The organism is Nocardiopsis alkaliphila YIM 80379 (assembly GCF_000341005.1).
GTDB lineage: Bacteria > Actinomycetota > Actinomycetes > Streptosporangiales > Streptosporangiaceae > Nocardiopsis > Nocardiopsis alkaliphila.
In genome coordinates this window covers 47,173-58,612 of record NZ_ANBD01000039.1, presented here as the reverse complement: position 1 = coordinate 58,612, position 11,440 = coordinate 47,173, and the positions used below count along the sequence as shown (strand labels likewise).

11 protein-coding genes are annotated in these 11,440 nt (G+C 66.9%); 4 read left to right on the top strand and 7 right to left on the bottom strand.

The features are described 5' to 3' along the window. The 5 genes from D472_RS0105650 to D472_RS0105630 form a co-directional block, all read right to left on the bottom strand. Window positions 1–732, bottom strand: a complete 732-nt coding sequence (locus D472_RS0105650; protein WP_017603529.1) for a phosphocholine cytidylyltransferase family protein — start codon at window positions 730–732, stop codon at window positions 1–3. A gap of 33 nt (window positions 733–765) precedes the next feature. After that, window positions 766–1,497 carry a DUF5941 domain-containing protein gene (locus D472_RS0105645; RefSeq protein WP_394295613.1) on the bottom strand — a complete coding sequence of 244 codons (732 nt, stop codon included), beginning with the start codon at window positions 1,495–1,497 and terminating at the stop codon, window positions 766–768. Then, complete coding sequence (locus D472_RS0105640; protein ID WP_026117418.1) at window positions 1,494–2,240, bottom strand: hypothetical protein; 747 nt, start codon at window positions 2,238–2,240, stop codon at window positions 1,494–1,496. The genes D472_RS0105645 and D472_RS0105640 overlap by 4 nt, the downstream gene beginning before the upstream one ends. A gap of 194 nt (window positions 2,241–2,434) precedes the next feature. After that, window positions 2,435–3,250 carry an ABC transporter ATP-binding protein gene (locus tag D472_RS0105635; RefSeq protein ID WP_449406495.1) on the bottom strand — a complete coding sequence of 272 codons (816 nt, stop codon included), beginning with the start codon at window positions 3,248–3,250 and terminating at the stop codon, window positions 2,435–2,437. A gap of 107 nt (window positions 3,251–3,357) precedes the next feature. Beyond that, window positions 3,358–4,206, bottom strand: coding sequence for an ABC transporter permease (locus D472_RS0105630; RefSeq protein WP_017603527.1), 849 nt, complete (start codon window positions 4,204–4,206; stop codon window positions 3,358–3,360). A gap of 463 nt (window positions 4,207–4,669) precedes the next feature. Here D472_RS0105630 and ispD point away from each other — a divergent pair, with 463 nt between their 5' ends. Both ispD and D472_RS0105620 read left to right on the top strand, forming a co-directional pair. After that, on the top strand, window positions 4,670–5,434 hold the full coding sequence (gene ispD, locus D472_RS0105625) for a 2-C-methyl-D-erythritol 4-phosphate cytidylyltransferase (RefSeq protein WP_017603526.1): 765 nt from the start codon (window positions 4,670–4,672) through the stop codon (window positions 5,432–5,434). After that, window positions 5,431–6,207 (top strand): glycerophosphodiester phosphodiesterase, encoded by a 777-nt coding sequence (locus D472_RS0105620; protein WP_017603525.1) that lies wholly within the window; start codon window positions 5,431–5,433, stop codon window positions 6,205–6,207. The genes ispD and D472_RS0105620 overlap by 4 nt, the downstream gene beginning before the upstream one ends. Window positions 6,208–6,456: 249 nt before the next feature. Here D472_RS0105620 and D472_RS0105615 read toward each other — a convergent pair whose 3' ends face one another. Together D472_RS0105615 and D472_RS0105610 are read right to left on the bottom strand one after the other, a co-directional pair. Continuing rightward, window positions 6,457–7,533, bottom strand: a complete 1,077-nt coding sequence (locus D472_RS0105615) for a DUF4429 domain-containing protein (RefSeq protein ID WP_017603524.1) — start codon at window positions 7,531–7,533, stop codon at window positions 6,457–6,459. 87 nt (window positions 7,534–7,620) lie between these two features. Next, complete coding sequence (locus tag D472_RS0105610; protein WP_026117417.1) at window positions 7,621–8,616, bottom strand: glycosyltransferase family 2 protein; 996 nt, start codon at window positions 8,614–8,616, stop codon at window positions 7,621–7,623. A 348-nt stretch (window positions 8,617–8,964) separates the two neighbouring features. On the opposite strand from D472_RS0105610, the gene D472_RS0105605 reads away from it, so the two are divergent. Continuing rightward, window positions 8,965–10,467, top strand: coding sequence for an LCP family protein (locus tag D472_RS0105605; RefSeq protein WP_017603522.1), 1,503 nt, complete (start codon window positions 8,965–8,967; stop codon window positions 10,465–10,467). 43 nt (window positions 10,468–10,510) lie between these two features. Next, entirely contained in the window at window positions 10,511–11,206 is a 696-nt protein-coding gene (locus tag D472_RS0105600; RefSeq protein WP_017603521.1) for a hypothetical protein, read from the top strand. Window positions 11,207–11,440 lie beyond the last annotated feature (234 nt).

Here is an 11,440-nt window from a genome sequence, read left to right as displayed (position 1 = left end):
CTAGTAGCGGCACGCGATCTCCCTCGCCTTGGCCAGGTCGTCGTGGTCGTCGACCTCGACCCAGTCCACCTTGCCGATGGGGGCGACCGCGATCTTCTCGCCGCGACGGACCAGTTCCTGGTAGCCGTCCTCGTAGTAGAGCTGGGGGTCGCGCTCCCAGGTGGCCTTCAAGGCGTCGGCCAGGCGGGCGTCGAGCGAACCCTCGATGAGGGTGGCCCCGATGTACTCACCCGCGGCGGTGGCGGGGTCCATCAGCTTGGTGATGTTCTGGAGGTGACCGTCCTCGTCCAGGGTCACCTTCATTTCTTCGTCGGCGAGGGTTTTCACGTCGTCCACCGCGAGGAGGAGTTCCGGCCCCCGTGCGGCGAGTAGCGTTTCCTCGATGCTCACCGGATGCACGGTGTCGCCGTTGACCAGGAGGACGCCTTCGGAGAAGAACTCACGCGCGGTCCACAGGGAGTAGGCGTTGTTCCACTCCTCCGCCTTGTCGTTGTAGCTGAGGGTCAGCTTGACGCCATGGCGTTCCTCCAGCGCGGCCTTGCGCTCCTCCACTGCCTCGGCCCGATAGCCGACCACGACGACGACGTCGGTGAGCCCCGCGGCGGCCAGGTTGCGCAGCGAGATGTCCATGATGGTCGTCTCGCCGTCGACGGGCACCAAGGCCTTGGGCAGGGTGTCGGTGTAGGGGCGCAGACGGCGCCCCGCGCCTGCGGCGAGAACCATTCCGAGCATGAGGGTGAGTTCCTCCTTAGGTCGAGGAGGCTTTCACGCCTCCCCGTTCGTTCCGGTGGCCGGTCGGCCCCCGTCTCCGTCGCGGGTGATCGGATGATCTCCCTGCCCTTTCCCGCCGTGGGTCTGGGCGGGACCGGCGCGCACGTCCGCCACCGGGGTGGCGCACCAGGTGCGCGTCGCCTCGCGCACCAGCAGGACTACAAGGTATCCGGCGAGTATGCCGTAGGCGGCGGTGAGGGCGGACATCGCACCCCCGGCCGCGATGACGAGCATGCGGCCGTCCCATCCGAGCGCGGCACGTCGCGACCAGTCCGGTCGCTTCACACCGACCGCGGGCCGGGTGACGTCATCGTGATGGTGGCAGACGATCGTCACCAAGACTACGAACACCAGGGGACCGGGTACGCCAGAGGCGAACCCCAGGACCGCCAGGTAGCCGTACTCCATGGCACGCAGGACGGGGGCTACGAAGTGATCGAACCTCCCATCATGGGGGCCGCCCGAGGCCAGACCGGACAGTAGCAGGGCAGTGACCGGTGCGAATAGGGTAATACCTGCCAACCGCCCCTCCCCCGCCGCCAGCAGCACCACCACGACGAGGGCTCCGACCAATGCCGTGGACAACGGTGGTGCGACGCCGGGAGCGACCCTGCCCAAAAACGTGGACACGTGACCGTCATCACGAAGAAAGCGCAGATCGGTGACGATCGGGGCGAGTCCGTCACCCTCGAGGGACTCACGCACCCGGGCCGATTCCTCGCTCACCGGCCCTCCCCTTGGGAGGCGGGGTCGGCGAGCTCGTGGGTGATCGCCAGCACACAACCGACGATGAGACCGACGAAGGCGAGCCTGGCGTCCCAGACCATGGTCGTCACCGCGATCACCAGGAAGCGGATGGGTTGGCCGAAGGTCAACATCCGTCGAACCGATCGGGCGGGTCCCGAGGTGTCGATCCGGCGGTGGACGACACCGGGCGCCTCGGTCCTCAGTGAGGCGGTCTTCGTCTTCGGGCCACCCCCATCACCGGCCCGCGACCGAGGAACCCTCGTCTCCATGGACTCCCCAGAGCGCCGTTGAAGAGGCAAAGGGAACGGCCGCACCGGGGACCGCGCCGGGGGAGACGAACGCGCCACCAGGAGCGCGTCACGCAGGGCCAGGGCGATCAACGCCCCCGAGGCCCACCCCCAGGCACCGGCGTGCCCCGCGGCGGCCGCGCCGAAGACGAGGCCGACGTAGACCACGTATTCCCTGAGCTGGACGGCCATGGACACGGTCCACAGGGTGAGGGCGTCCAATCGATGGACTCGCATATGGGAACGGACCACGTCGCAATACAGGACCAGACCGAGCAGGAGCGATCCGAGGACCGCTCCGGCGAGGTCGGCCCGACTGAACCAGACGGCCGCGGCTGCGGCGATCAGGATGCTGATACGGGTCACCCCCGAACGGGTGACGTATCTGCGTTCGAGCATCCGCGCGGTCGCCCGCGCCACGGTTCCGTTGGTCATGTCCGCACCCTCCAGATCGCAACTGAGAGTCACGGTCACTCACCCTTTGTGCGCAATCCATCACCGACACACCCAAGCACACCGATACACGCTTTCGGTGTGCTCGGGTGGTGTTTCGGACAGGCTGGACAAGGGAGGAGCGCACCTGCCGGAACCCTCCGGGGCGCGCTCTCACGGTGGACCGACGGGACGGATCAGGCGGCCTGACCGCCGTCCTTGCCCTCGTCCTTCTTCTTCGGCGCCTCGGCCCGCGTAGAACCGTCCTCGGCGGATTCGTCCTTCTTCGCCGCTCCCTCGGCACGCTTCTTTTTGGCCGCTTCCTTCTTCTTGCGCTCCGCGATCTCCGCCTTGGTGTCCGCGTTGTACGCGGCCAGAGCGGAGTCGATGTCGCTGTCCAGTGCGAGCGAACCGTTCTTGACGTACAGGCCGCGGTTACAGAAACGACGCAGGTCGCCCTCATTGTGCGAGACCAGGACCATGGTGCGCTCGTTGGCGAGCATTCGCTCGATGGCCTCATAGCTCTTGCGCTTGAAGGCCTTGTCACCCACCGCCAGCACCTCGTCGACCAGCATGATCGGGTGCTCCAGTTGGGAGATGAGCGCGAACCCCAGACGTACCTTCATACCGCTGGAGTAGTGCCGGATCGGGGTGTCGACGAACTTCGGTTCGATCTCCGCGAAGTCGATGATCTCATCGAAGCGTTCGTCGATGTCCTTCTCGGTCATGCCGTGGAGCGAACCCACCAGGTACACGTTCTCGCGTCCGGTCAGGTTGTCGTTGAAGCCGGCCCGCAACTCCAGCAGCGGCGCCACCTTGCCGTGCACGCTCACCTTGCCTTCGTCCGGGATGAGCACTCCGGCGATCAGCTTCAGCAGGGTGGACTTACCGGTGCCGTTCTTGCCGACGATGCCCACGCAGTCGCCCTTGGCGACCTCGAAGGAGACGTCGCGCAGCGGCCAGAACTCGTTACCCGCCGCGTTGGGGTCGCGTTTCTTGCCGTGGATGAACATCTCACGCAGGCTGCGCTTACGCCGACGGTTCACCGCGAACTTCACGCCGAGGCCCTTGGCCTCGATGACCGGACCGCCGGCGACCGCGGCCTCGTAGGTGGACGCCATCACAACTCCTTCAGAACGGACGTCTCCAGACGGCGGAACGTCCAATACCCGATCACCAGCATCAGGATCGAACCGACCACCGCGGAGGTCAACGCGAGCGTACTCGGCGTTAGTTGCTCGAACCCGGCGAACCACACCGTACGGTGCATCTGGAAGATACCCATCAACGGGTTGAGCTCGTAGATCGTCTTGGCCCAGTCGGGGACACGCTCGGCGTCCAACACCATGGATGCGGGGAAGAGGATCGCCGAACCATAGAACAGGAGTCGGGTCAGGATACGTGTCAGCCGTTCCACGTCACGGAACAACACGTTCACCGATGCCAGGAACAGGGTCACACCCAGGCCGAACATGAAGGTCAGCACGATGGCCAGCGGCAGCCAGACCAGGATGCCCTCCCAGGTGAAGCGCCCACCCAGTGCGAACACGAAGATCAGCAGGACCGGCCAGGTCAGCAGGTACTCCACGAACTTGGTGCCCACCGTGGCCATCGGGAAGATCTCCCGGGGCACCTTCATGGTGGTGATCAACTTCGAGTGCGTGATCATCGCGCGCGGCGCCTCGCTGAGGATGGCACCGAAGGTGGTCCAGGGCAGGATGCCCGCGACGAGGAAGAGGGTGTAGCCACCGTAGGGCTTGGCCTCGGGCGGGATACCCCGGTCCGCGTTGAGAACGAGACCGAAGACGAAGAAGTACACCAACGTCAGGGCGAGGGGTTCCAACATCGTCCAGGCGTATCCCAGCACGGACTGCTGATACTTGACCTTCAGGTCGCGCCGGACCAGGAGGCCGACGACCTTCCGGTGCTCCCAGACGGCCAGCGTCCTTGACGCCACCGCCACCTCCAAGGTTTCAGATCGTCCGGTCCACGATGTGCCGGACTGTCGCGTCTATGAATTCGCCTGTGCGCACCGACCGACCATCGAGGTGGTCCCGCCCGCACCCGGACCGGAACGAGGGCTATCCGGAAGGACCGGGGGATGTCACGGACCACACCCGGCTCTACGTCCGAATCGAAGGGAAGAGAGGACCGGGCACGCCCAACAGGCGTCCATAGGGTACCGCTGCATCGGACAACGCGTGTCAATCACGTACCCTCCGAACCACATCCACCTTCTCCCGAACCTCCCCCACCTCCGTCGACCAGGGTCCGACATCGCGCGCCGACGCCCATCACGGGAGGGCTCCCGTTCGGGCGCCGTCAGGCCCGTTCTCTTCACCAAGGTTCCATTCGGACACGGCGAGAGACGATGAAGAAGGGGCCAAGAGGATGGGGCGGGCGAAAAAGCCCGAAACGAACACGGAGGAAGCATGTCCGCAGGCCCGCGGGTGATCGCGGCGGTTCTGGCCGGAGGGGTCGGTGCCCGCATGGGGGCGTCCTCACCCAAGCAGCTCCTGCCCTTGGAGGGTCGGCCCATCATCGAACATTCGATCGCGGCCTTCGAAGCCAGTCCGGAAGTGGACGAGATCGTCGTGCTGATGGTGGCCGAGTACGTGGGACGGATCGAGGACGTCGTCGCCAAGGCCGGATTCACGAAGGTGTCGAAGGTGGTTCCGGGTGGAGCGACCCGGACGGACACCTCCTACGCGGCGCTGTCGGCGATGTCCGCCGCTCCCGACACCGACCTGGTTCTCCTGCACGACGCCGCCCGCCCCTTGGTCCGCCCGAGAACCATCGCGGCCTGCGTGTCCGCGCTGGACCGAGCAGGGGCCGTGGGGGTGGCGGTGCCCAGCGCCGACACCGTGGTGCGGGTGAGCCAGGGACAGGAAGGCGAGGTGATCGCCCAGACCCCGGACCGGTCGACGCTACGCCGGATGCAGACCCCACAGGGTTTCCGGCTGGGGTTGCTCCGCCGCGCCTACGAACTGGCCATGGCCGATCCGACCCTGGTGGCCACCGACGATTGCGGGGTGGTGCTGCGCTATCTACCCGAGGAGGACGTGCGGATCGTGCCGGGAGAAGAGAGCAACATCAAGGTGACCAACCCCGGTGACGTGGAGATCGCCGAGACGCTGCTGCGACGGATGCGCGCGCAGGGCGGATCGGGGCGCCGGACCACTGGAGCCGCTTCGTGAGCGGTGTGTTCGAGGCGACCGAGGTGATCGGCCATCGGGGCGCGGGTCGGGGCGTGGTGGACGGTGCTCGGGAGAACACCGTGGCCTCCTTCGAGCTGGCGGCCCGCACCGGAGCGGACTGGATCGAGATCGACGTGCGACGCACCGGCGACGACGAATTGGTGCTCTACCACAACGCCGCGTTGGACGACGGACGCGCGGTCGTGGACCTGAGCCTGGAGGAGTGCCGGCGGGCCGGTCTGGTGGGTCTCGCGGAAGGGCTCGCGGCGATTCCGGACCACATCGGCCTGGACGTGGACGTCAAGACGGTGATGGAGGACGCGGTGGACGCACCGGCACGGCGCACCGTGTCCCTGCTACTGCCGTATCTACGAAGAGAGGCCGCGCGCCGCAGAGTGTTCGTGTGTTCCTTCGACCCGGGGTTGCTCTTGGCGGTGCGGGAGGGCTCACCCGGAGTGCCGACGGCGTGGATGCCGTACGTGCGCAATCCCGCGGACTCCGCGATCCCCGGCGCCGTGGGCATGGGCTGCCCGGTGGTGGCGGTGGACGCCCGCGCTCTGGGGTTGAACGGAGAGGAAGCCCGGCCGGGGCGACGTTCACTGGAGTACACGGTGGAGGTCGCGCATCGGGCCGGGCTGGAGATCATGTCCTGGTGCCCGGGCCCGATGGACGTGGCCCGCTTCGCCGCGGCGGGGATGGACGCGGTCGTAGTGGACGACGTACCCGGTGCCGTGGCCGCCCTGAAGGATCCACCTGGCCCGGGAGCCTGCTGACAGTGGGTGTCGGCTCGGGTGGATAGCGGATGGGGTACTTGGCACCAGGTGGCGGGGCGGCCCGGGCTCGAAGGTCTTCCAACACCCACCATGATGAACCGGTTGATCTTGCTTCTGGTAGTCAGGGAAGCGATTTCCTAACTACCAGAAGCGTCACCACGGAACAAGGCACAAAGACCAACTCCGACACCAACCCCGACGCCGAGGACACCCCACCACAACCACCACCGGACAGGTCGAACCTCGAGTTCAGATCCGGTCGAGGAGTTCGGCCTTCTTGTCACCGAACTCCTCGTCGGTGAGCAGACCTTTGGCGTGCAGGTCGCCCAGGCGCTCGATCTGCTCGAAGATCCACGTGGTGTCGACGGGCTCGCCCTTGCGGTCCGGCGCGGGCTCCAGGACGGGTTCCCGCCGGTCCTTCGGTTCGTCCTCACCGACCTCGCTCGAAGCGTTCCCGCTCCGGCCGGGCAGGTTGAAGGTGAGCCTGGGGCCACGCAGTGCCTCGACCGCGTTCCGGGCGGTGTCCTTCCACCACCGTGGGTCGTCGAATCCGGCTGGTGGGGTCTCCTCGGTGTCCATGACGGCCGAGTCGAGAGCCCGTCGGTCCGTGTCCTCACGGGCCCACAGGTAGGCGGTGACGGTGGCGGCGAGCAGGAAGGCCTGGTGGATCTCGTTGCCCTCCGCGCCGGCCCGCAACACGTTGAGGTCGTTCCTGGGTTTGGCGTCGGCGGACCGTCCCCACCGGCCGCTGACCACCCGAACGAAACCCCAGCCCCAGTCATCGACGGGAGCCCACTCCACACCGGTGATCTCAGCGAGATCGAACTCTCGGCGCTGTTTCTTCTTCTTGTAGCCACTGGCGTAGCCACCCGACCACACCAGGGAGAGGCCGTCGGTGTCGAATCGAGCGGTGCCCTCGGAGGTGAGCACGTGCAGGGGTGGGGAAGGGACGAGGTCCAGCACGGCTCGGGGATCGGGGAGGGCGGCCTGTTCGGCTGCGAAACCCAGCTGGTCGGCCAGGTACTCGGCGATCAACTCGCTCTTGGCGGGACCGGTCAACCGAAAGGGCTGGTACTTGTCGTCGAGCATGGCGCCGACCGCGGCGTAGGGGTCCATGCGGTCGTGCAACCGCAGGTTGAGGATCCAGCCCTTCTTGCGACCCGCGCCCGGGCGAAAGTCCACCTCGCGGACCGCACCGACCGGTAGTTCGAGGCTTCCCAGGAGCTTGAACAGGGGACTCTTGAACCATCCCTTGGTCTCGAAGCGGATCCGGACCGTCTCACTGTCGAACACCCACACGGCCTGGTCTCCGCGCAACTCGCCCATGGCATCCTCTCCCGGTTTCGCCTCACCCTTCTTGCTAGCAGAATCGAGGCCGCGACGGGAGCCCCGATACCGTTCCCTCACGGGTTTTCAGGAGCGGGCTTCCTGCGCGGTGCGCGAGTCGGAACCGAGGCCGGGCGGACTGGTGAGGAAACCGACCCCCCATGACATGTGCATGGTGGCCAGCGAGACCGGGATGAGCGGCCAGGCCAAGGCGGGTAGACCTCGGGTCAGCGGCACCGAAGCGACGGTGATGGCCGCCAAGTAGGCGACGGGCACCGACCACAGCGGCCAGAAGACGAATCCTCCGACGAGGCCCGCGAGGATCCCGGTCACGGCCACCGGCGGGGCCAGGTAACGCAGGTTGATGGTGCCCTTGTGCTGGCGAGCGACCACACGCCGCCACCGGCCGTAGTGGAAGTACTGCTTGGCGAGCAGCTTGACGTTGCGACGCGGACGGTAGGAGACACGCATACGTGGCTGGAACCAGACCGTGCCGCCGGTCGTGCGAATGCGGTGGTTCATCTCCCAGTCCTGCGCCCGCAGGAAGGCCTCGTCGTAACCGCCCACGCGTTCCAACGCCGAACGTCGGAAGACACCCAGATAGACGGTGTCGGCGGGGCCGCCCTCTCCCCCGGTGTGGAAACGAGCGTTACCGACTCCGACCTTGGAGGTCATGGCTGCGGCCACGGCCATCTCCCAGGGGGTGGTGCCTTCGGCGGCCATGATGCCACCGACGTTGTCCGCGCCGGTCTCCTCCAGGGTCTCCACGGCCACCCGAAGGTAGTCGGAGGGCATCATCGCGTGGCCGTCGATGCGGGCGACGATGTCGTGGGAGGAGGCACCGATGGCGGCGTTGAGGCCCGCCGGGGTCTTACCGGTGGGGTTGTCCACCACCTTGACCCTGGGGTCGGCCTCGGCGAGACCGTCGGCGACCTCACGGGTACGGTCAGAGGAGGGCCCGACACCGAGAACGACCTCGAGTTCGCCCGGGTACTGCTGAGCCAGGACGTGCTCCACCGCGGCGGCGAGGTGGCGCTCTTCGTTCAATACGGGCATGACGACGGAGACAGGCGGCCAGGACACGGGCACTTCCCAAGGTCAAAACGTGTCGGAATCGCGTACGAAGAGAGGGTGTACGCGCGCTCAACCGTACTGCACCGGGATCACCCACCGGACGCCACGCTCCCCACCGCTACGCCCTATCGGGCCACCGATGATCGACGGGCGGCCCTTCGCTCTCCTGGAAGTCGCCGATCATGAGGTCGTGCAGCTCAGGGCGGCTCACATGAAACCTCGGAACCGATCGAGAAGTCCTGGACTCGAAACATATGGGAGCAACACGCCGAGGGTCGACATCCCGCGCCCTTCGGCCTATCAGGTGACAACCTAGATAGCGAGGACACCGTTGAATCGGGTGGAACGGGGACGCCGATGAGCGACGACGCCGGACGGCACGGATCCACGGGGGAATTTCGACGTGAGCGTTCCGCTCCCCTGCCACCCGAGCGAAGGCGTTCCATCCGCACCGGCCGCATCACCGTGCCCGACGCCGTCGTCCAACGTCGCCGCAACGGCCTGCTGGTGATGAGTGTCCTGTCCGTGCTGGTACTGCTCGCCTCGGGCACCTCCTGGGCCTTCACCGGCTGGATGTCGGGTTCGATCAACCGGTTCGACGTATTCGGCGAGTTGGCCGATGGGGAGCGCCCCGAGGGGACCGGTGGCCTGACCTTCCTCGTGATCGGCTCAGACAGCCGTGGCGACCTCAGCAGGGAGGATCGAAACGCTCTCAGTGTGGGTTCCACCCCCGGCCGGCGTTCCGACACCATCATGCTGGTACGCCTGAACCACGAACGGGACCACCTCACCGTGGTCGGTCTCCCCCGTGACCTGTGGGTGGACATTCCCGGTGAGGGCGAGGACAAGATCAACGCCGCCTACGCCTACGGAGGTCCACAACTGGCGGTACGGACCGTGGAATCGGTGACCGAAGTGCGCATCGACCACTACGTCGAAGTGGACTTCAACGGGTTCGTGGACGTGGTGGACGCCTTGAACGGCATCGAGGTGTGTCTGCCCGAAGCCATCGACGACCCGAAGGCCCACCTGAACATGGATGCCGGAACCCACGAGGTCGACGGTGTCGAGGCGCTGGCCTTCGCACGCACCCGGGCCACCGCACGCGGCGACCTGGACCGGATCGACCGTCAGCAGCAGGTGTTGTCGGCCATGCTCGACAAGGCGATGAGCGGTCAGACCCTGTCCGACCCGGGCAGGCTCACCGCCTTCTTGGACAGCACCCTGTCCTCGGTGACCGTGGACGAGGGGCTGGACACCAGCACCATCAACGACCTCGCTTACCAGATGCGCGACTTGGACCTGGACAACGTCACCTTCGCCCAGGTACCGATCGCCGACATGGACCACTGGACCTCGCGTGGTGACGTGGCTCTGCTGTGGGACGAGCCCGCTGCCCGGGAACTGTTCGCCGCCATCAACAGCGACCGCCCCCTGACCGAGCCCGCGGCAGGGGCCGAGGAGGAGAAGAGCGAGCCGTCTCCGGCCGAGGTCCGTGTGCGGGTGTTCAATGGCACCGCGACACCAGGGTTGGGCGCCAGGTTGGACGACCAGTTCGCCTCGGCCGGTTTCGACGTCACCGACCCGGCGGAGAACTGGACCGACCGGAGCGTGCCCACGACCGAGGTCAGGCACGGGCCGCAGAACGAGGCACTCGCCGACTACCTGGCGACGACCCTGCCCGGCGCGGAGACGGTGGAGGATCGGACCCTGGGCAAGGACCTCCAGGTCGTGATCGGCTTCAACCACACGGGGTTCGAGCCGCCCGAGCCGATCGAGGGCCAGGTTCCGCAAGAGCCCGAGCCATCTCCCGAAGAAGGGCCGGCCACCACGACCGCCGAACAGAACATCTGCGCATAGTCTGATGGAGGGTCCACGGATGGGCCCTCTAGGAGGGGATGACGTGCTCCGCCACCTGCTCGGCCTGCTCGCCGGGGTAGCCTTGGCACCCGTCCTGTGGGTCGGGGCCGCCTGGTCGGCCGACCTGTTCCCTCGCATCACCCAAGGTGACGTCGACTTCACCACCGTGTCATCGGTAGTGGTGCTGTGTCTGGTGGGGGCCGTGGGCGCCTATCTGGTCGCCTCGCGACGTTCACCCCTGGTCGCGGGCGCCGGCGGACTCCTCCTGAGCGCACTGTGCCTGTGGCCGGTCCTGTCCCCGGAGTCGATGTCCGCCTCCCTGACCTGGCTCGACCAGGAGAGCTTCCTCTACCCGAACGGTGCCGGTCTTGGAGTGGCACTCCCCTTGGGCGTCCTGCTGCTGGGATCGGCGTTCTCCCCTTCGCGTTGGCGGTCCGCCCAAGACCCGGGCCCGCTTCCCGGCGGCCGTGTGGTCGCCGCCGCCAGTCGCGACCAGTACCGTTCGGCGCCGGTCGAGGAAGCCGAACCGGAAACGCTTCCCGAACCGGAGCGTGCCTGGAACGACGGTGGACCGGTCGGTGACACCGTCCCCAATGTCCCACCGCCCACCTCACCGATGCGCGAGTTCGACGACCCGGCCAAGACCACCACACCGTTCCGACGTGGGGAGACCGGAGCCGTATGGACTCCTTTGGACGAAGAGGCCGGTCACGGGGCCTTCGACGAACGACGCCACTGAGAGGCCTCAGACGGTTCGGGCCCCGTATCCCTCCCCCGTGTCGACGTCCCCTCGCCCAGCGATACCCTGTCCGCCTGACTGTTCACATGTTGTTGGGTCGTGCGCCACACCTCGACGCGTAGGGTGATGCCCCGTCCCTCGGATTCCCCTCGACCGAACCATGTCCGTTTTCTGCCCCCGTGCAGGATGTCGTCCGCCATGAGCGGGAATACCCAAGTACGAGGCGCGTGCGGA

Coding starts and splice junctions, on each gene's coding strand:
- D472_RS0105650 (WP_017603529.1), bottom strand. CDS start 732: ATGCTCGGAATGGTTCTCGCCGCAGGCGCGGGGCGCCGTCTGCGCCCC.
- D472_RS0105640 (WP_026117418.1), bottom strand. CDS start 2,240: ATGACCAACGGAACCGTGGCGCGGGCGACCGCGCGGATGCTCGAACGC.
- D472_RS0105635 (WP_449406495.1), bottom strand. CDS start 3,250: ATGTTCATCCACGGCAAGAAACGCGACCCCAACGCGGCGGGTAACGAG.
- ispD (WP_017603526.1), top strand. CDS start 4,670: ATGTCCGCAGGCCCGCGGGTGATCGCGGCGGTTCTGGCCGGAGGGGTC.
- D472_RS0105615 (WP_017603524.1), bottom strand. CDS start 7,533: ATGGGCGAGTTGCGCGGAGACCAGGCCGTGTGGGTGTTCGACAGTGAG.
- D472_RS0105605 (WP_017603522.1), top strand. CDS start 8,965: ATGAGCGACGACGCCGGACGGCACGGATCCACGGGGGAATTTCGACGT.